Annotated in this window: 18 protein-coding genes and 2 tRNA genes; 8 read left to right on the forward strand and 12 right to left on the reverse strand. The window is 70.1% G+C overall.

What is annotated here, in order from left to right; genetic code table 11:
• Positions 1-98: 98 nt before the first annotated feature.
• Genes WFI52_RS10805 through WFI52_RS10825 form a run of 5 tightly spaced genes read left to right on the forward strand, consistent with a single transcriptional unit; the run spans position 99 to position 5,006 of the window.
• A complete protein-coding gene (locus tag WFI52_RS10805) occupies positions 99-1,187 on the forward strand; it encodes an FAD-binding oxidoreductase (RefSeq protein WP_336627037.1) in 1,089 nt (362 codons plus the stop codon).
• Positions 1,184-1,960, forward strand: coding sequence for a creatininase family protein (locus tag WFI52_RS10810; RefSeq protein ID WP_336626900.1), 777 nt, complete (start codon positions 1,184-1,186; stop codon positions 1,958-1,960). Before WFI52_RS10805 ends, WFI52_RS10810 begins: the two co-directional genes overlap by 4 nt.
• A gap of 4 nt (positions 1,961-1,964) precedes the next feature.
• Complete coding sequence (locus tag WFI52_RS10815) at positions 1,965-2,585, forward strand: pyridoxamine 5'-phosphate oxidase family protein (RefSeq protein WP_336627038.1); 621 nt, start codon at positions 1,965-1,967, stop codon at positions 2,583-2,585.
• Positions 2,575-3,660 carry a methylenetetrahydrofolate reductase C-terminal domain-containing protein gene (locus tag WFI52_RS10820; RefSeq protein WP_336626901.1) on the forward strand — a complete coding sequence of 362 codons (1,086 nt, stop codon included), beginning with the start codon at positions 2,575-2,577 and terminating at the stop codon, positions 3,658-3,660. Before WFI52_RS10815 ends, WFI52_RS10820 begins: the two co-directional genes overlap by 11 nt.
• Entirely contained in the window at positions 3,657-5,006 is a 1,350-nt protein-coding gene (locus WFI52_RS10825) for an amidohydrolase family protein (RefSeq protein WP_336626902.1), read from the forward strand. Before WFI52_RS10820 ends, WFI52_RS10825 begins: the two co-directional genes overlap by 4 nt.
• On the opposite strand, the gene WFI52_RS10830 is transcribed toward WFI52_RS10825, so the two are convergent.
• Positions 5,004-5,078, reverse strand: a tRNA-Ile gene (locus tag WFI52_RS10830). The two genes, WFI52_RS10825 and WFI52_RS10830, sit on opposite strands and share 3 nt — an antisense overlap.
• 26 nt (positions 5,079-5,104) lie before the next feature.
• The gene (locus WFI52_RS10835; RefSeq protein WP_336626903.1) at positions 5,105-6,181 is read right to left on the reverse strand and encodes a DMT family transporter; all 1,077 of its coding nucleotides are present in this window, start codon (positions 6,179-6,181) and stop codon (positions 5,105-5,107) included.
• A 43-nt stretch (positions 6,182-6,224) separates the two neighbouring features.
• Between WFI52_RS10835 and def the strand changes: the two genes are divergently transcribed.
• Positions 6,225-6,791, forward strand: a complete 567-nt coding sequence (gene def / locus WFI52_RS10840) for a peptide deformylase (RefSeq protein ID WP_336626904.1) — start codon at positions 6,225-6,227, stop codon at positions 6,789-6,791.
• Between the two features lie 48 nt (positions 6,792-6,839).
• Here def and WFI52_RS10845 read toward each other — a convergent pair.
• The 5 genes from WFI52_RS10845 to dusB all read right to left on the reverse strand — a co-directional run bounded on the left by WFI52_RS10845 (position 6,840) and on the right by dusB (position 12,233).
• Positions 6,840-6,912 (reverse strand) — tRNA-Asn (locus WFI52_RS10845).
• Positions 6,913-6,980: 68 nt separating this feature from the next.
• A complete protein-coding gene (locus tag WFI52_RS10850; protein ID WP_336626905.1) occupies positions 6,981-7,745 on the reverse strand; it encodes an ATP-binding cassette domain-containing protein in 765 nt (254 codons plus the stop codon).
• Between the two features lie 45 nt (positions 7,746-7,790).
• Complete coding sequence (gene dnaG, locus WFI52_RS10855; RefSeq protein ID WP_336626906.1) at positions 7,791-9,680, reverse strand: DNA primase; 1,890 nt, start codon at positions 9,678-9,680, stop codon at positions 7,791-7,793.
• Positions 9,680-11,068 carry a deoxyguanosinetriphosphate triphosphohydrolase gene (locus tag WFI52_RS10860; RefSeq protein ID WP_336626907.1) on the reverse strand — a complete coding sequence of 463 codons (1,389 nt, stop codon included), beginning with the start codon at positions 11,066-11,068 and terminating at the stop codon, positions 9,680-9,682. The genes dnaG and WFI52_RS10860 overlap by 1 nt, the downstream gene beginning before the upstream one ends.
• The gene (gene dusB / locus WFI52_RS10865) at positions 11,058-12,233 is read right to left on the reverse strand and encodes a tRNA dihydrouridine synthase DusB (RefSeq protein ID WP_336626908.1); all 1,176 of its coding nucleotides are present in this window, start codon (positions 12,231-12,233) and stop codon (positions 11,058-11,060) included. Before dusB ends, WFI52_RS10860 begins: the two co-directional genes overlap by 11 nt.
• Positions 12,234-12,295: 62 nt before the next feature.
• Between dusB and WFI52_RS10870 the strand changes: the two genes are divergently transcribed.
• A complete protein-coding gene (locus WFI52_RS10870; protein WP_336626909.1) occupies positions 12,296-12,799 on the forward strand; it encodes a glutathione peroxidase in 504 nt (167 codons plus the stop codon).
• A gap of 6 nt (positions 12,800-12,805) precedes the next feature.
• On the opposite strand, the gene WFI52_RS10875 is transcribed toward WFI52_RS10870, so the two are convergent.
• From WFI52_RS10875 to recO, 3 genes are read right to left on the reverse strand one after another with little or no spacing between them, the layout of a single operon-like run.
• Entirely contained in the window at positions 12,806-13,477 is a 672-nt protein-coding gene (locus tag WFI52_RS10875; RefSeq protein ID WP_336627039.1) for a DsbA family oxidoreductase, read from the reverse strand.
• Between the two features lie 58 nt (positions 13,478-13,535).
• Positions 13,536-14,339, reverse strand: a complete 804-nt coding sequence (locus WFI52_RS10880) for an isoprenyl transferase (RefSeq protein ID WP_336626910.1) — start codon at positions 14,337-14,339, stop codon at positions 13,536-13,538.
• Positions 14,336-15,064, reverse strand: a complete 729-nt coding sequence (gene recO / locus WFI52_RS10885; RefSeq protein ID WP_336626911.1) for a DNA repair protein RecO — start codon at positions 15,062-15,064, stop codon at positions 14,336-14,338. Before recO ends, WFI52_RS10880 begins: the two co-directional genes overlap by 4 nt.
• Before the next feature lie 59 nt (positions 15,065-15,123).
• On the opposite strand from recO, the gene WFI52_RS10890 reads away from it, so the two are divergent.
• Positions 15,124-15,819 carry a trimeric intracellular cation channel family protein gene (locus tag WFI52_RS10890; RefSeq protein ID WP_336626912.1) on the forward strand — a complete coding sequence of 232 codons (696 nt, stop codon included), beginning with the start codon at positions 15,124-15,126 and terminating at the stop codon, positions 15,817-15,819.
• Positions 15,820-15,884: 65 nt separating this feature from the next.
• Here the strand turns inward: WFI52_RS10890 and leuA are convergent, their stop codons facing one another.
• Both leuA and WFI52_RS10900 read right to left on the reverse strand, forming a co-directional pair.
• Positions 15,885-17,639, reverse strand: coding sequence for a 2-isopropylmalate synthase (leuA, locus tag WFI52_RS10895; RefSeq protein ID WP_336626913.1), 1,755 nt, complete (start codon positions 17,637-17,639; stop codon positions 15,885-15,887).
• 167 nt (positions 17,640-17,806) lie between these two features.
• Positions 17,807-18,742 (reverse strand): quinone oxidoreductase family protein, encoded by a 936-nt coding sequence (locus WFI52_RS10900; RefSeq protein WP_336626914.1) that lies wholly within the window; start codon positions 18,740-18,742, stop codon positions 17,807-17,809.

An 18,742-nucleotide genomic window follows, 5' to 3' on the forward strand; every position in this document is an offset into this window, starting at 1 on the left:
ATCACTCTTCTTGCTTCTTGGCGGAAACAACTGGTCATCCCACGATGGCCCTTCACCGTCTACGACGACGAGAACCCCGCGGGAATTGACACCACGCTATTGGACTCACCCGCAAGGGCACGGCCAACTACGGTCAGACGCTGCCGATGGCCGGCGGCCTCGTCCTCGACACGTCGAAGGCGCGCCGCGTCCTGGAGGTCGGCGACGGATGGCTGCGCGCCGAGGCCGGTGCCACGATGATCGCGATCGAGCAGGCGGCGAACCGGGCCGGCCAGCAGGTGCTGCAGTACCCGTCGACCGCGCAGTCCACCGTCGGCGGATTCGTCTCCGGCGGGTCCGGGGGGACGGGCTCGATCGCGCACGGCATGATCCACACCGGGTTCGTCACCGAGCTCGATGTCGTGCACGCCGTGCCGGACGCCCACCTCGTGCACGTGGTCGGTGCCGACACCGAGCCGTATCTGCACAAGTACGGCACCGTCGGAGTCATCGCCACCGTGACGGTGCGCCTCGAGCCGCTGCAGGAGTGGCGCGCGTTCTTCGCGAGCTTCGACGACTTCCACGATCTGCTGAGCGTCATCCGCTCCTTCCCCGCCCTGACCCCGACGCCGCGGCTCGTGTCCGGTGACCTGCCCACCCTCGCCGAGGCGCTGCCGGCCGATCCCGCCATCTTCGCCGGACGCGCGAGCCTGCGAGCGATCCTCGACGCGGACACGATCCAGGCCGCGACAGCGCTCGTGGAGTCAGCGGGCGGTCGCGTCGACGACGTACGCGAGGGCGCGCAGGCCTGTATCAAGCTGTCGATGACGAGCTACAACCACCCCATCGAATGGCTGCAGAAGGCCTACCCCGACACCTATTTCCACGTCGAGGTGTGGGGCGATGCGATCATCGACCGCATCGACGAGCTGCATGACGTGTACGAGGGCGGGATGCTGCACGTCGAGGCGCAGCAGGGGCGTCCGATCGGCATGCTGGCGGGCGTGTACCGCGGTGCCGACGCCGTCTACGCGGGACTGCCGGAGATCGAGCGTCTCGGCGTCGGATGGCACAATCCCCATCAGTGGTACGTCGACTACGAGCCGGACGAGACGATCGCCTTCGCCCGCGACACCGACCCGCAGGGTCTCATGAACCCCGGCAAGCTCGTCCCGCAGGGAACCGTCCAGACCGGGAGCCAGATGTGAGCGCCGCCTCCCGCCGCTGGGCGGATCGCACGGGACCGTCGCTCGCGACGGAGCTGACCGAGGCATCCATCCTCGTGGTGCCCGTCGGCGCCGTCGAGCACCACGGACCGCACCTGCCGCTCGGCACCGATCTGGTGATGGCGGAGGAGCTCGCGACGCGCATCGTGGATGCCGCGGCCGCAGCCGGCCACGATGCCTGGCTGCTCCCTGCGCTCGGCGTGACGAAGTCGGACGAGCACGCATGGGCGCCTGGCACGCTGTGGCTGTCCGGAGAGACCTTCGCTCACGTGCTCGCCGATCTCGGCCGGTCGATCGCCGCGACACCGGCGCGCACGATCTTGTTCTACAACGGCCACGGCGGCAACATCGCGCCGCTCACGATCGCATTGCGGGAGCTGCGTCGCCGGTTCGGACTGCGCACCTTCCTCGACGGCGTGCAGGTGCCGCCCGGCGCGACCGAGCGCGGGTTCGGGATCCACGGTGGGCACGGCGAGACGTCGCTGCTGATGCACCTGCGGCCCGAGCTGGTCGACGCCTCGGCCTTCGTGCGCGCAGTGCCCGACGCGATCGCCGATTTCACGCGCGTCGGCTTCGCCGGCCGCCCCGTGCAGTTCGGCTGGTGCTCCGACGACTTCGCCTCAGGCGGCGTCATCGGCGATCCTTCCACGGCGTCCGCCGCCGACGGCGAGCTGCTGGCCGCGCAGCTCGTGGCGGACGGCGTTGCGACGATCGGCGAGATCGCGCGCTGGCCGATCGGGCCGAGGGGTGCCTGACGTGATGCACCCGACACCGACCGCCGATGACTGGTCGGAGCTCCCTGATGACCCGATCGTGCTGCTCGAGCGCTGGCTGCCACGCAACGACGATCCCGAGCGCCCGCTCATGACGCTCGCGACGATCGACGCCGACGGACTGCCGGACGCCCGCTCGCTGCTGCTGTCGGGATGGGACGCCGCGGGGTTCTACTGGCATGCGGATGCGCGGTCGCGGAAGATCGCGCAGGTCACCCGCGTACCCGCCGTCGCACTGTGCCTGCCCCTGCTGGGGACCCCCCACCCCGAGACGAAGCACCAGCTCGTCGTGCAAGGTGTCGCGGAGCCGGCGCCCGCGTCCGAGCAGAAGCGCGCCTATGCCGCCCGTTCCGTCTATCTGCGCCAGCTCGCCTGGCAGAACACGCCGGAGTTCGCGGCACGGCCGCAGCAGGAGCGGATCGCGGCATGGGACGCGTTCGCGCGTGCGCACGCCGGGACCGAGCTCGCTCCCCCGCCGACCTGGACCGGATGTCTCGTGCGCCCCGCACGGCTCACGTTCTGGTTCGGCAGCTCCGAGACGGCCAGCCGACGTCTGGAGTACGCACGGCGCGACGACGTATGGGAGCGGCGGATCCTTGCAGGCTGACCGGACGGCGGAGGCGACCCGCAACTGCCCCAAGCACATGACGTACGGCCCGTGCGGCGGCGTGGGGTTCGACGGTACGTGCGAGATCGACCCCGCGGTGCACTGCGGGTTTGTCGACCGTGCGACCATTTCGTGGCGCGGCGTCACGACGCCCGCGGGTCGAGTGCTGCCGGCTGCGGTGGCGGCCGACCCGCTGCCGGCGCCGACGAGGTCGCCCGGTGCCGCGCGCGTGCGGGATCTGCTCGAGACACGGCGCATCATCGTGGCCGACTTTCCTGCGCGACCGCTCGATGCGGCCTCGCTCGCCGCGTGCGCGGCCGCGATGGCGGGTCCTGTCGACGCCGTGCTCTCCGGCGACGCGGGTCCCGCCCGCGTGCAGTTCGCGCCCACCTATCGCGCGCGGCTCATCGCCGACGCGGGCATGCTGCCGTTCATCGGCCTCAACTGCCGTGACCGCAACCGCGTCGCACTGGAGGGCGAGCTCGCGGGGCTCGCGCATGCCGGCGCCGGCGTCGTGCACTGCGTCACGGGAGATCACACCGACACCGGTTCTCGCCCCGATGCGATGCCGGTGTTCGACATCGACTCGACGCAGCTCGCCGCGCTGGCGCGCGCCGCGGGTCATCTCGTGTCGGTCGGCGAATCCCCCTCGACCCCACCGACCGAGCGTCGTGCCGAGCGGCTCCGCGAGAAGGAGAAGGCGGGCGCCGACCTGTGCTTCGTCAACCATTGCGGCGGCGCGCAGGCGGTGGCGCGCTTCGTCGCGCAGGCGCGCGCACTCGGCTCGACGGCCGGGTTCATCCCCTGCATCCCGGTCGTCCTGGACGAAGGGTCTGCACAGCTGCTGCGCACGTTCACGACACTCGTGCTGCCGCCGGGGTACCTGGCGGGCATCTTGAACTCCGCCGATCCGCGCGAAGCCGGCATCGTCGCCGCCGTGGAGCTCTCGCGGTCCATGCTCGCGATCGACGGCGTCGTCGGAGTCGACCTGTCCGGGGGCGCGGCGCCCGGCCGAGAACTCGAGCACGCGCGCGATCTGGCCGAGATCGCCCGTCGTCTCCAGGACGCACGGTGAACGGCTACCGGTTCACGGGCGCGGTCGCGATCGTCGTCGACGGGCGCACCGAGCGGGGCGCGGGCGCAGAGCTCGTCGTCCGCGACGGCGTCGTGCACGGGAGCGCCCGGGGCGACGAGACCGAGATCGACGCGACCGGCTGCGTCATCACCCCCGGTCTGGTCAACGCGCATCACCACCTGCTGCAGAGCGCGTTCCGCACCGACCCCGGAACGCGCAGCGTTCCGATGTCCGTCTGGCTGGAGACGATGGCGGCGGCGTATGCACGGATCGGGGTGGATGCCGAACTGGCGGGCGCCGCGGCAGCCGTCGGCATCGCCGAAGGACTGCTGGCAGGCGTCACGACCGTCGCCGATCATCACCTGACCTGGCCCACCGGCGCGGACGGCCTCGCGATCGCCACGGCGACGGCCGATGCCGCTGTCGCCCTCGGTGGTCGGCTCGTCTTCGTGCGCGGCGCCGCCCGCGACGATCCGCAGGAGGCGGCCGCACGCACGGCCGAGATCGCCGCCGCGTGGCTCGGCGACGATCCGGCCGAGGACGCGGCCGTCGCGGGCGTGACGCGTGGCGGGATGCTGCAGCTGGCCGTCGGGCCGGCGGGCGTGCACTCCGATCCTCGCGAGACCTTCGCGCTGCTGGCCGAGGTCGCGGCCCGCTACGGTCTGCGACGGCGCACTCAGGCCAATGAACAGGTCGACGTCGACATCGCGCTCGAGAAGTACGGTCGGCGTCCGCTCGATCTGCTCGACGAGTGGGGCTGGCTGGCCCCCGATGTGACCCTCGCCCACCTGTGCGATGTCACTGCCGGGGAGATCGATCGCCTCGCCGCGCGCGGGGTGACGGCGACGCACGCCCCGGGCTGCGACGTGCCGATGGGATGGGGCGTGGCGCGCGTGGCGGATCTGTCGGCCGCGGGCATCCCGGTGGGGCTGGGCACGAGCGGCGGCGGGTCCAACGACGCCGGGCACCTGTTCGCCGACGCACGGCTGGCGATGCAGATCTCGGGGCTGGTCGGCCCCGCGCTGTCCGCGCGTGCCGTCCTCGAGATGGCGACGGCGGGCTCTGCGCGAGGGCTCGGGCGACCTGAGCTCGGGCAGTTGCGTCCAGGCGCTGCCGCAGACGTGTGCGTCTGGGATGTCTCGGGCGTCGCGGACGCCGGTGTCGCGGACCCCGTCGCGGGGCTGCTGTGGGCCTCACCGGGCCGGCGCCCCCGCGACGTGTTCGTGGCCGGTCGCGCCGTCGTGCGCGACCGCACGCTGCTCAGCGCGGACGAGGACGATGTGGCGGCCCGACTGAACACCCTGCTCACGGCGCGTTCAGCACTCGCAGATGGCGAGCGGACGTAGGGCGGGTGGGACTTGAACCCACGAATCGTCGGGTTATGAGCCCGCTGCCTTAACCAGCTTGGCCACCGCCCCGCGCCGGATGATCCGGCAGACCGAGTCTAACGACGTCTCGGCTCGTCGCGGTCACGCACCGGCGGCTCCGGCCAGACCTTGGCCACGGCATCCGTCAGCTTCTCCGCGTTCGTCCGCGGCTCTCCCGGCGTGCCGCTGCCGCGCGCAATGGGCACCTCACCGCTGTTCTGGCTGACGACCTCGGGATGGAATCGCGCAAGGAGGAAGACGCCCGCGACGGCAAGGGCGCCCGCGATGACGAAGCCGATATACGCGCCGAAGGGGGCGCCGTCGGCTTCGTGCAGCACGGCGAGACCGATGATGATCGCGACAATGGGGTCGACGACCGTGAGGCCGGCGATCACGAGGTCCGGGGGCCCGGAGGCGTAGGCCGTCTGCACGAAGTAGGCCCCCGAGGCGGTGCCCGCGAGGAGCGCGACGACACAGATGATCGTGAGCCAGTCGAAGTTCTCGTTCTGCACGCGGTTGATGACGACCTTCGCGAGGGTCGCCACGAAACCATAGATCATGCCGGCGGCGACGATGTAGAAGAGGGCCGACGCCCGCTGGCGGTACCACAACCAGGAGCCGCCCACGACGACGATCACCGCCGCGAGGATGATGAGCACGGTGATGAGCTGCGCATCACTGACCGGCGTCTCCGTCGCGTAGATCGCGGCGATCGTCACGAAGGTGAAGATGCCCGCGATGCACAGCGTGATCGCAGAGATCGACTGGCGCGTGGGCTTGTGCCCGCTGATGCGGGCATTCAGCAGCGTGGTGATGACGAGCGACACGGCACCGAGAGGCTGCACCAGGATGAGGGGCGCGAACGACAGCGCCGCCAACTGGCAGACGATCGCGAGCCCGAGCATGACGGTGCCCGACACCCAGGAGGGACGGCGCAGGAGGTTCCAGATCTGACCCCCGGTGAGCCCCGTGCCACCGTCCGTGCCGGTGAGCCGTTCGACTTTCTGCACGCCACGGTGCTGATACTGCGCCCCGAACGACATGAAGACCGCACCGAGCAGCGCCAGCGGGATGCCGATCAGGATGCGGGGGTCCTTGAAGACGCCGACCAGCTGGTCAGTCACGTCCCCGAGGTCGGCCGCCAAGACATCCATGCCCTCGACAGTAACCGTCGAGCGCGGTCGATAGGCTCAAGGCGTGGCCGTTCTTCCGATTCGCATCATGGGCGATCCCGTCCTGCACGCCCCTGCGTCCCCCGTCGTCGAGATCACCGACGAGATCCGACAGCTCGTCGCCGACATGTTCGAAACGATGGATGCCGCGCCGGGCGTGGGACTCGCAGCGCCCCAGGTGGGCGTCGGCCTCCGCATCTACACGTACACCTATCAGGACGACGACGGCGCCCCGTGGCGCGGGGTGATCATCAACCCGGAGCTGTGGATGACTCCGCTCGAGCCTGGCTCTCCGGACCCGGACGACGAATCCGAGGGATGCCTCTCGTTCCCGGGCGAGCGCTTCCCATTGCGCCGCTCGGACCGAGTGAGGGTGACCGGCACCGACCTCGACGGCGCACCCGTGCGCATCGAGGTCGACGGCTGGCGCGCCCGCATCATGCAGCACGAGTTCGACCACCTCGACGGAATCCTCTACATCGACCGCCTCGACGACGGCGACTGGAAGACCGTGCAGAAGATCGCCCGCAAGCGCGGCTGGGGGCGCCCCGGCGCCTCGTGGATGCCGGGAGTCGACGACCTCGAGGCCTGAATCGCGGGCGCACGAAAACGGCCCCAGAGTGGAGTCTGGGGCCGTTCGCTCCCCGGCTTGGACTCGAACCAAGAACCTGCCGGTTAACAGCCGGCTGCTCTGCCAATTGAGCTACCGAGGATCAATCACCCGCGAGCGGGCAACCCGTCCATACTAGCAAAGCCGAGAGGGTGCTCGTGACCGCGCGGGCTACGACGCGAGCCGCGTCGCTTCATCCGGCGTCCACAGAACGTCGCTCGTGCCGTGCCCGAATCCGACGGGGTGGCCCCCGCGCAGCACCAGCACATCGGCATCCAATTCGTCGACGGCGACGGGATCGTTCGTGGCCATGAGGATCGCCATTCCCTCCTCGTCGCGCCGACGCAGGAGCGCATCTCGCGCGGCGAGACGCACTTCGGGGTCGAGGTTCGCATACGGATCATCACCGATGAACACCCGCGGCTGCAGGACGAGGGCCCGCGCGAGCGCCACGCGCTGACGCATGCCCGAACTGAGTTCATACGGGTACTTCGCCGCCGCACCCAAAGGGAGCTGCATCTCGTCGAGGAGCCCCGCGATCCGGTACGACAGCGCCCGCTGATTGACGCGCCGATCGCGCGAGGTGAGAGGTTCGCCGATCAGCTCCGCGACCGTCAGCCGCGCCGCGAGTTGGGCTCCCGCTGCCTGTTCGAGAGAGCCCGTGAGGTACGAGCGCACGCGTCGCGCACGGCCGCCTTTGCGCACCGAGATGCCCGCGACGTGTGCCGCCCCGCCCACAACGGCGAGGCTCGCGTCGTCGGCGCCCGCGAGGACGGCGGCGAGGCTCGACTTGCCCGCGCCCGTCGGCCCCATGAGGGCGAGAGAGCGCGCCGGCTCGAGACGCAGCGTGACACCCTCGACCACGCGCACGCCTCCGCGCGCGACCGACAGGTCGTCGCAGTGCACGGCGAGATCGTTCGGTGAGCGTCGCTGCATGCGATCATCCTGCCGGGTTCGCGGCGGGCGCGCCAGCGGGGAGGCTCAGACGCCTTCGGCCAGCGCGCGGCGCTGCGCATCCAGGTCGCGGAGCCGAAGCCGGACGGTTCGCCCTTCCTCCGACTCGGCGGGCACGCGCTGGATCGCACTGAGCAGCGCGGATTTCTCGCGGTCGATCGCCCGAATGCGAAGTGTGCGCGCCAGCGACCTCGTCGACGAATGCGCTTCCGATTCGGAGAGTGCAGGGAAGCTGGCCGTCAGCAGTTCCACACCCAGCGAGCGGAACGGCTCCCGCACGGCCTCGGCGGCGGTCACCGCCCATCCGATGCGGGTACGGTCCGGCTGCGCCTGCACGGCTTGGCGTACGGCATCCAGCGCGGGCACGGTCATCGGCAAGGCGAGTGCGGCGTCGATCTCGGCGGCGTCGACGACGTGCCCGTACTGCAGGATGCCCATGAGAGCGTCGCGTTCGAGCGCGGCATCGGACGTGCGCGGCAGCGTCGCGATCGTCGCACGCGGCGCGGAGGTCGGCGCGTCGCCGACGGCGTCGCCCGACACGGCCCCCGGCGGTGTCGCCCCGGTACGCGTCCCCGCGCCGGCGGCGACTCCCATGCCGCCCTCGGCACGCGTCGCCGCGCGACTGACCGCGCGATGCACATCGCGCAAGTCCTCGCCGAGTCGCCGCGCGAGGACGTGCTCGTAGCGTCCGCGGATGCCGCCGTCCTTGATCTCCGCGACGATCGGCGCCGCCGACGCGAGAGCCGAGACGCGCCCCTCGACGGACGCGAGGTCGTGACCGGCGATGCGCTGATCGATCACGAACTCGAAGAGCGGCGACTTCGTCTCGATCATGGAGCGCACCGCCCCGTCGCCGCGGTTGAGGCGCAGGTCGCAGGGATCGAGCCCCTCCGGGCCCACCGCGACATAGCTCTGCAGGGTCGAGGTGCGCGCCTCCGCGAAAGCGCGGACCGCAGCCTTCTGGCCCGCGGCATCCGGATCGAACGTGAAGACGACCTCGCCGGAAGACTCCGTGCCGACGATGCGCCCCACGATGCGCATGTGCTCGGATCCGAAGGCTGTGCCGCACGTCGCGATCGCGCTGGTGACGCCCGCGAGATGGCATGCCATGACGTCGGTATAGCCTTCGACCACGACGACGCGATGCGAGCGCGAGACCTCCTTCTTCGCGAGGTCCAGACCGTACAGCACCTGTGCCTTCTTGTAGATCGGCGTCTCGGGGGTGTTGAGGTACTTGGGCCCCTGGTCGTCGTCGTAGAGGCGCCGCGCGCCGAACCCGATCGTCTGCCCGGTGATGTCGCGAATCGGCCAGATGACCCGGCCGCGGAAGCGATCGTAGCCGCCGCGCTGACCCTGCGACAGGATGCCGGCAGCGAGGAGCTCCTCGTCGGTGAACCCCTGACTGCGCAGCGCATCTCGGGCACCGTTCCACCCCTTGGGCGCGTAGCCGACGCCGAAGTGCGCCGCCGCGCCCGCGTCGAAGCCGCGCTCACCGAGGAACCGCCGCGCGGCATCCGCCTCCGGGGTGGCGAGCTGACCGCGGAACCACTCCGCCGCCGCGGTGTTCGCCTGATAGAGGCGGGTGCGCCCGCTCGTCTCGGGCGCCGCTCCCCCGTCTTCGTAGTGGAGCGTGTAGCCGATGCGACCTGCGAGGCGTTCGACCGCCTCGGTGAAGGACAGGTGGTCCATCGCGCGGAGGAACGAGTACACGTCGCCAGACTCGCCGCATCCGAAGCAGTGGTAGTAGCCGACCTGCGGCCGCACGTGGAAGCTCGGGCTGCGCTCATCGTGGAAGGGGCACAGTCCCTTGAGCGATCCCACGCCGGCCGACTTCAGCGCGACACGTTCGCCCACGATGTCGGCGATGTTGGTGCGCGCCTTGACCTCGTCGACGTCGGCCTGCGCGATGCGCGCCATCAGACGCCCTCCAACGGCCAGAGCCCCGGGATCGGCTCCGGCAGAGCGAATCCGGCGGGGACGGTGGCGCGGCCGTCGCTCGACCACAGACCGAGTTCGCGGAGATCGACCGGACCGATCAGCCGGGCGTGCCATTCGATCGCGAACCGGTCGGTGAGACTCGCCACCTGATCGACGACGACGCGGCGGCGCGCGGCATCCGTGATCGCCGACTGGAAGTCCTCGGCGTGCAGCCGGTCCAGATGCTCGGGACGCTCCCAGAGCGCCGTCGCGAGGCGCTTCAGGACGCGACGCTGCTCCTTGTAGAGCCCCTTGCGTCCATCGATCGAGACCACGAACGCCCCGATGATCCCCTTCAGCACCGCCATCTCGGCCTCGACGACCCGCGGCACGACGACGCGGCCGCGGTAGCGCGTCAGAGACGGCGCCGTGTAGTGCTCGCGCGTGGCGGTCGTCGCGGCGCGGGCGAAGCGCCCGATGAGGTCGGAGGTCAGGTTCTTCAGCCGCGCCACGCCCGCGCGGTCGCCGGAGAACTTCGTCAGCCACTCCGGCAGCCGGGTCAGGCGGTAGAGGGCGTCCTCGAGCTCATCCCGCGCGAAGCCGTACCCGACCCACGTCTGGATCGCGGTCAGCAGCGCCTCACGCTCCCGTGGGTCGCTGAGCCGAGCGGGATCGAGGTAGCCGTTGAGGACGGCGTCCTCGAAGTCGTGTACCGAGTAGGCGATGTCATCGGAGAGGTCCATGACCTCCGCCTCGATGCAGCGAAGGCGGCCGGGAGCGCCTTCGCGCATCCAGCGGAAGACGTCCTCGTCTTCCGGATACACACCGAACTTGTCGCGTCCGCCCGGATCGGGGACCGCGTGCTCGGCCGTCCAGGGGTACTTGCACGTCGCGTCGAGGCTCGCGCGGGTGAGATTGAGGCCGATCGACCGGCCCGCGGCATCCAGCACCTTCGGCTCGAGGCGCGACAGGATGCGGAGGGTCTGAGCGTTGCCCTCGAAGCCGCCGATGTCGGCGGCCCACTCGTTGAGCGCGCGCTCGCCGTTGTGGCCGAAGGGGGGATGGCCGATGTCATGGCTGAGGCACGCGGTGTCGACGACATCGGGTGAGAGCTCGAGAGCGACCGCCAGCTCACGGCCCACCTGCGCGACTTCGAGCGAGTGCGTCAGCCGGTTGCGGGCGAAGTCCGCGGGGCTCGCGGGGCTCAGCACCTGCGTTTTGGACGCGAGTCGGCGCAGCGCTGCCGAGTGGAGCACGCGCGCGCGGTCGCGGGCGAAGCTGTCGCGCTGCGAACGGTGCGTCTCGGCGAGGAAACGTTCGGCGTCGTGGTCGTCGTAGCCCGTGGGCCGGCCCGACAGCGCACCGAGCGCGCCGCCCTCACCCGCCACTGGTGTCCAGCTCGGCGTCAGCGAGCGTCCGCGCGTCGTCGCCGGCCATGTCGCGCGTGTCGAGCCAGCGATCGGGCAGGGCGGGCCGTTTGGGCGTGCCGGCGCGGCCCCGCTGCCCCTCCGCCGCCGCCCCCGGGTAGGGGGCGTCCAGGTCCATCGTCGCGAGGAGGTCGTCGATCTCGGCGAGACTCGACGCCGTCGCGAGCGCGGCGCGCAACTCCCCGCCGACGGGGTACCCCTTGAAGTACCAGGCGACGTGCTTGCGGATGTCGCGGCATCCGCGCCCCTCATCCTCGAAGAACTCGACGAGGAGCTCGGCGTGGCGGCGGAACGCGGCGGCGACGTAGCCGAGCGTCGCATCGGGACGGATGCCGGGGGCGCCGAACGCCGCGGCGAGATCGCCGAACAGCCACGGCCGACCGAGGCAGCCGCGCCCCACGACGACGCCGTCGCAGCCGGTCTCGGCCATCATGCGAACAGCGTCCTCCGCCGACCAGATGTCGCCGTTGCCGAGAACGGGGATGCTCGTGACGGCCTGCTTGAGAGCCGCGATCGACGACCAGTCGGCGTGGCCGGAGTAGAACTCGGCGGCCGTGCGCGCGTGCAGCGCCACAGCGGCGACACCGGCATCCTCGGCGATGCGACCGGCGTCGAGGAAGGTGAGGTGATCGGCGTCGATGCCCTTGCGCATCTTCACGGTCAGCGGCACGTCCCCCGCCGCGCGCGCGGCGCGCGTCACGATCTCGCGGAACAGGCCCGTCTTCCAGGGGAGCGCCGCTCCCCCGCCCTTGCGCGTGACCTTAGGCACGGGGCAGCCGAAATTGAGATCGATGTGGTCGGCGCGGTCCTCCTCGACGAGAAGGCGGACGGCGGCTTCCGTCGTCGCCGGGTCGACGCCGTACAGCTGGATCGAGCGGGGGGTCTCGGATTCGTGGTGCGTGATGAGGCGCATCGTCGTGGCGTTGCGCTCGACGAGGGCGCGCGTCGTGATCATCTCGCTGACGTACAGGCCCGCTCCGTACTCACGGCACAGCCGCCGGAAGGCGGTATTGGTGATTCCCGCCATGGGCGCGAGCACGACCGGCGCGTCGAGGGCGATCGGCCCGATCTGCAGCGCAGGCGGCGACTCGAGGTGCGCGGGGGCGGGGACGGTGGCGGTGGACATCCTCTCCATTCTCCCAGACATGGCGCGCCATCGGCGCCCCCGACGGGCCTATCGTGGACATCATGGCTGAGGCGACAACTCTGGACATCCGCGACATCCCCTACACGGATGCCGCAGGCACCGAACGTACCCTCGCCGAGTTCGGCGAGAAGGCGTTCCTCATCGTGAACGTGGCGTCGAAGTGCGGGCTCACCCCGCAGTACGAGCAGCTCGAGCAGCTGCAGACGACCTACGGGGAGCGCGGGCTGCAGGTGATCGGGTTCCCGTGCAACCAGTTCATGGGGCAGGAACCCGGCTCGATGGACGAGATCCTCGAATACTGCTCGGTGACCTATGGCGTCACCTTCCCGGTCGCCGAGAAGATCCGCGTGAACGGATCACACGCCGCTCCCCTCTACAAGGCGCTGAAGAAGGCGAAGAACGTCGAGGGCGCCAAGGGTCCCGTGATGTGGAACTTCGAGAAGTTCCTCGTGACCGCGTCCGGCGACGTGCACCGCTTCCGCCCGCAGACGAAGCCCGACGCACCCGAAGTCATCGCCGCGATCGAGGCGTCACTCCCCGCCTGAGCAGACTCAGCCCTGCTTCTCGGCCTTTTCGGCCCAGACCTGGCGTGCGATCTGCGCGAACGCCTCCGGCGGCTGGGCACCGCTGACCCCGTACGTGCCGTCGATCACGAAGAACGGGACACCCTGGATGCCGTAGGCCTGCGCCTGCGCCTGGTCGGCGCGCACGTCCGCGAGGTGGCGGTTCGATTCGAGAGCGTCGCGCGCGGCATCCGCATCGAGCCCGACCTCGGCGGCGAGAGCGACGAGGTCGTCGACGCGGCCGACGTGGCGACCCTCGGTGAAGTAGGCCGACATGAGACGCTCAGCCATCTCGTGCTGGCGCCCCTCCGCCTTCGCGAAATGGAGCAGCTCGTGGGCCTTGACCGTGTTCGTGTGCTGCAGAAGGTCGAACCGGTATTCGAGTCCGGCATTCGCAGCGACGCCGGTGACGTTCTCGAGCATCTCCTGTACGCGCTCGCGCGGCATGCCCTTGTGGCCGGCGAGGAAGTCCAGCTCGTCGCCGTCGAAGTCGACGGGTGTGTCGGGCGACAGCTCGAACGAATGGAAGGTGATCTCCACCTCCGGCGCGTTCTCATCCTCCGCCGTCGCGGCGAGTCCGCTCTCGAGGTTGCGCTTGCCGATGTAGCACCACGGGCAGGCGATATCGCTCCACACGTCGATTCTGATCTTGTCCGTCACCTCAAGCACAACCTCGTCGAGTCCGCGATCTATTCCCACGGCGGCATCCATCGCCCCGTCAGGCGTGGGGAGCGTCGACGGCGCCGCCGAAACGGCGACTGCGACTGAGGTACAGCTCGATCGCGTGCCAGAGGTCCGTGCGCGAGGAGTCGGGCCACAGCGTGTCGAGGAAGACCATCTCGGCGTAGGCCGCTTCCCACAGCAGGAAGTTCGAGGTGCGCTGTTCGCCGCTCGAGCGGAGGAACAGGTCGACATCGGGCATGTCCGGGACATAGAGGTGACGGCGCACGGTCTTCTCCGTGATCGCGGAGGGCTTCATCCGGCCCGCGGCGATCTCCGCGCCGAGCGCACGCATCGCGTCGATGATCTCGTGGCGGCCGCCGTAGTTGATGCACATCGTGAGCGTCAGAGTGTCGTTGCCACGGGTCAGCTGCTCGGCGTATTGCAGCTCTTTGATGACGGACCCCCACAGGCGCGGCTTGCGACCGGCCCACCGGATGCGCACTCCCCACTCATTGAGCTGATCGCGGCGGCGGTGGAGCACGTCGCGGTTGTACCCCATCAGGAATCGGACCTCGTCGGGCGAGCGCGTCCAGTTCTCCGTGGAGAATGCGTACACGCTGAGGTGCTTCACACCCGCCTGGATCGCCCCCGCGACGACATCGAGAAGGACCTCCTCGCCGGCCCGGTGCCCTTCGATGCGCGTGAGTCCGCGCCGGTTCGCCCAACGGCCGTTGCCGTCCATGACGATCGCGACGTGGTTCGGCACGCTCCCCTTCGGGAATGCGGGAGGGTGGACGCCCGTCCAGTCGAGCGGGCGATACGGCACCGCGTCGCGGTGCGTGTAGGGCTTCGGACTCAACGCAGGTTCTCCACGTGCGACAGGGAGCGGATGCCGCGCTCCAGATGGTACTGGGTGTACGCGGCGACGAGGCCGGATGCCGCCGCCGAGGTCGCATCCGGCGCGGCATCCACGCTCTCCCACTCCCCCGCGATGAGCGCGCGCAGGAGAGCCCGGGTTTCGGGGCGGATGCGCGCCGAGCCGACCGGCGCGCACGCGGAGCACACCGTCCCGCCGAGCTGTGCGACGAACCCGTCGTGCGGTCCGGGTGCGCCGCAGCGGGCGCAGTCTTCGAGAGCGGGGGCCCATCCGGAGAGCGCCATCACGCGCAGGAGATACGAATCGAGCACGGAGCGGGCCGCGTGCGTCGCGAGCGACAGAGTGCGCAGCCCCCCGACGAGCAGGAGGTACTGCTGGGGCGTCGCCTCGGAGTCACCGAGCCGGTCGGCGGTCTCGACCATCGCGTGAGCGGCGGTATAGCTGTCGTAGTCGTTCACGATCGTCGCGCCGTAGGCGCCGAGCGACTCCGCCTGCTGGACGATGTCGAGCGTGCGCCCCTGGTACAGCTGGACGTCGGCGACCATGAAGGGCTCGAGCCGCGCCCCGAACTTCGACGATGTGCGGCGGACGCCCTTTGCGACAGCGCGCAGCTTGCCGTGGCGGCGGCTGAGCATCGTCACGATGCGGTCCGCCTCCCCGAGCTTGTGGGTACGCAGGACCACGACTTCGTCGCGGTAAGTGGGCACTCCTCCATTATCGCCGCGGCATGCGACGCCGGGCGGCGCCGCGCGAGGACAATGGAGGGGTGACGCAACCCCTCTTCGTGATCCCGCTGTGGGCGGACCTTGTCGCCGTCGGCCTCGGCGGGGTCCAGGGCGCACTGTTCGCCTCCGGATTCGTCGGCCGTCAGCGGCTGGACCTCCTCGGGGTGACCCTCATCGGCATCCTCATGGGCATGGGGGGCGGCCTCATCCGCGACCTGCTCCTGAACGTCACCCCGACGACGCTTCAGAGCAACTGGTACCTGCTCACCGCGGTCGGAGCTTCCCTCGTCGGCATGCTCCTCGCCGGCGTCTTCCGCAGGCTCAACGCGGTCATCGTCGCGCTGGATGCCGTGGTCATCGGCCTGTTCGGCGCCTTCGGCACCGCGAAGGCGCTGGTCCTCGGCCTCCCGCTCGTTCCCGCGGTGTTCGTCGGCGTGTGCGCGGCGATCGGCGGCGGCATCCTGCGCGACGTGATGCTCGGGCTCCCCGTAGCGATCATGCACGTCGGGTCGCTGTACGCGGTCGCGGCGGGCGTCGGGTGCGCCGTCCTGGCCGGAGCGGCGACGCTCGGCGCACCGATCGTCGCCGCCGCGGTCGCGTGCGTCGTCGTCACGACCGTGATCCGTCTGCTCGCGGTGATCTTCGACATCTCGCTTCCGGAGCAGCGGGCCCTCCATCGCCGGAAGGTCGCGATCGAGACGAGCGCGATCCCGATCATCCGTCCGCCCGAGGCGTGACGGCGAAACGGCATGCAGCGCGCGACGCGGGCCCGCGTATCCCGCGCTGCATGCCGTTTCGCGTGTCAGACGGCGGCGAGGGCGGTCGCCCGCGTGCGGATCGCGCGATTCACGCCCGAGACGATCGCCTTGAGGGATGCCGTGGAGATGTCCCCGTCGATGCCCACGCCCCACAGGCGTTCGCCGTCGACCTGCAGCTCGACATACGACGCCGCCTGTGCGTCGCCGCCGGCCGAGAGCGTGTGCTCGACGTAGTCGTAGAGGGTGATGTCGAAGCCCTGCTCGCGCACGACCTCGAGGAAAGCCGACACCGGGCCGTTGCCCACGCCGCGCGTCGCGACCTCGCTCTCGCCGTCGCGGAGGGTCACTTCGAGCGAGACCTCGCCCGACATGTCGCTCTGCGTGCGCGTGGACAGCAGCTCGAAGCGGCCCCACTTGTCGTCGGCGGCGGCAGCGGGCAGGTACTCATCGGTGAAGATCGACCAGATCTGATCGCTCGAGACCTCGCCGCCCTCGGCATCCGTCTTGGCCTGCACGACGCCGGAGAACTCGATCTGCAGCTTCCGCGGCAGATCCAGCGCGTGGTCGGTCTTCAGGAGGTAGGCGACGCCGCCCTTGCCCGATTGCGAGTTGACCCGGATGACCGCCTCGTACGAACGCCCCAGGTCCTTCGGGTCGATGGGCAGGTACGGCACGGCCCACTCAATCTCGTCGACGGTGACACCGGCGGCCGTGGCCTTGGCATCCATCGCCTCGAAGCCCTTCTTGATCGCGTCCTGATGCGAACCCGAGAACGCCGTGAACACGAGGTCGCCCGCCCACGGGCTCCGCTCGTGCACGGGCAATTGGTTGCAGTACTCGGCGGTGCGCTTGACGTGGTCGATGTCGCTGAAGTCGATCTCCGGGTCGATGCCCTGCGTGAGCAGATTGACGCCGAGAGCGACCAGGTCGACGTTGCCGGTGCGCTCGCCGTTGCCGAAGAGGCAGCCCTCGATGCGGTCGGCTCCGGCCATGTAGCCGAGCTCGGCGGCGGCGATGGCCGTGCCGCGGTCGTTGTGCGGGTGCAGCGACAGGATCACGTTCTCGCGGTGAGCGAGGTGGCGACTCATCCACTCGATCGAGTCGGCGTAGACGTTGGGCGTCGCCATCTCGACCGTGGCCGGCAGGTTGATGATGACCTTCCGGTCCGGCGTGGGCTCGAAGATCTCGATGACCTGGTTGCAGACGTCGACCGCGAACTCGAGTTCGGTGCCCGTGTACGACTCGGGCGAGTACTCGTAATAGACCCGCGTCTCGGGGATCTTCTTCTCGTACTCGCGGCACAGCCGCGCGCCCTCGAGCGCGATGTCGATGATCCCCTGCTTGTCGGTGCGGAACACGACTTCGCGCTGCAGCACGCTCGTCGAGTTGTAGAGGTGGACGATCGCCTGCTTCGCTCCCGCGATGGCCTCGTACGTGCGCGCGATCAGATGCTCGCGCGCCTGGGTCAGGACCTGGATCGTGACGTCATCGGGGATCGCACCCTCGTCGATCAGGTGACGGACGAAATCGAAGTCGGTCTGGGACGCCGAGGGGAATCCGACCTCGATCTCCTTGTATCCCATCTGCACGAGCAGATCGAACATGACGCGCTTGCGCTCGGGGCTCATCGGGTCGATCAGGGCCTGGTTGCCGTCACGCAGGTCGACCGCGCACCAGCGCGGCGCCTGGGTGATGCGGGCGTCCGGCCACGTGCGGTCCGGCAGCGAGACGCGGATCTGCTCGTGGTACGGGCGGTACTTGTGGACCGGCGCGCCGGAGGGCTTCTGGGTGTTTTCCATGATGGGTGGCTTCTCTCGTCTGATGAGGCGGGCCAGGTGTCGCACCAACGACGAGCTCCGCGACGAGGAAGGCCCTAGATCGAGGCCTCGTCGCGGCAGCTAAGAAGGAGCTGGCCGAAGCGCATGCTGACAGAGTACACCCCTCCGGTCCCGCTCCACGCACGGCCTCACGGTACGAGGGCGAGTGCTCCCCCGGGATGCCCCGCGGCAAGGAGGGCGAGAGCCTCCCGCGCGTCGGCGAGCGGATAGGTGCGTGCGATCGGGACGAGCAATGCACCGGACGCTGCGGCGGCGATGATGTCCGGCCGAACGGCATCCCGGTAGGCGGCACTCGCGGGCAGGGCACCGGCGATCCAGCGGAAGCCGTCCTCTGCGGCGCGCGCGGGATCGACGATCGTGACGATGCGCGACCGGTCCGCGACGAGTTCGAGCGAGACGTCGATCGCCTCGGCCGTACCGATCGCGTCGAGCGCCGCGGAGATTCGCGCGCCCTCAGCGACCGAGGAGATGCGCTCGCGCAACCCGGCTCCGTAGGAGACCGGCACCCCACCGAACAGGCGCACCCGGTGGAACGACGACGGAGAGGCTGTGCCGATCACTCGGATGCCGCGAGCGGCGGCCTGTTGGAGCACGCTGACGCCCACGGCCCCGGAGGCACCGTGCACGACGATCGTCTCCCCCGCGCGGGCGTCGACCACATCGAGCATCTCAGCAGCAGTCGTGCCGGTGAGCAGCAGATTCGCGGCCTCGGGGTGCGAAAGCGATGCCGGCTTGTGGAACACTTTCGACGCGTCGACGGTCAGATCCGTCGCGTAGCCGCCCTGCACCCGGAAGGCGAGGACCTCGTCGCCCACGGCGACCTCGCCCGAGCCGATACGAGCGCCGGGGCCGACGGCTGAAATCGTGCCGGCCACCTCGTAACCGATCGCGACCGGCCAGCGCTGACCGCGCTCGACGGCGACGTGCTTCGCGTCCGCGGGGTTGACGCCGGCGGCCGCGACGCGGATCGTGACTTCACCCGCCGCGGGGGCGGGGACGTCGGCGTCGACGAACTGCCACGTCTCGGGGCCGCCGGGACCGGTCGCGATCCATTGCTGTGCCAT

This window comes from Microbacterium sp. MMO-20 (assembly GCF_037147735.1).
Taxonomy (GTDB): domain Bacteria; phylum Actinomycetota; class Actinomycetes; order Actinomycetales; family Microbacteriaceae; genus Microbacterium.

What these genes read in the sequence shown, in the direction of transcription:
- WFI52_RS10815 (WP_336627038.1), top strand. Translation starts at nt 1,965, where the DNA reads ATGCACCCGACACCGACCGCCGATGACTGGTCGGAGCTCCCTGATGAC.
- WFI52_RS10835 (WP_336626903.1), bottom strand. Translation starts at nt 6,181, where the DNA reads ATGGATGTCTTGGCGGCCGACCTCGGGGACGTGACTGACCAGCTGGTC.
- WFI52_RS10850 (WP_336626905.1), bottom strand. Translation starts at nt 7,745, where the DNA reads ATGCAGCGACGCTCACCGAACGATCTCGCCGTGCACTGCGACGACCTG.
- dnaG (WP_336626906.1), bottom strand. Translation starts at nt 9,680, where the DNA reads ATGGCGCGCATCGCGCAGGCCGACGTCGACGAGGTCAAGGCGCGCACC.
- dusB (WP_336626908.1), bottom strand. Translation starts at nt 12,233, where the DNA reads ATGTCCACCGCCACCGTCCCCGCCCCCGCGCACCTCGAGTCGCCGCCT.
- WFI52_RS10870 (WP_336626909.1), top strand. Translation starts at nt 12,296, where the DNA reads ATGGCTGAGGCGACAACTCTGGACATCCGCGACATCCCCTACACGGAT.
- leuA (WP_336626913.1), bottom strand. Translation starts at nt 17,639, where the DNA reads ATGGAAAACACCCAGAAGCCCTCCGGCGCGCCGGTCCACAAGTACCGC.
- WFI52_RS10900 (WP_336626914.1), bottom strand. Translation starts at nt 18,742, where the DNA reads ATGGCACAGCAATGGATCGCGACCGGTCCCGGCGGCCCCGAGACGTGG.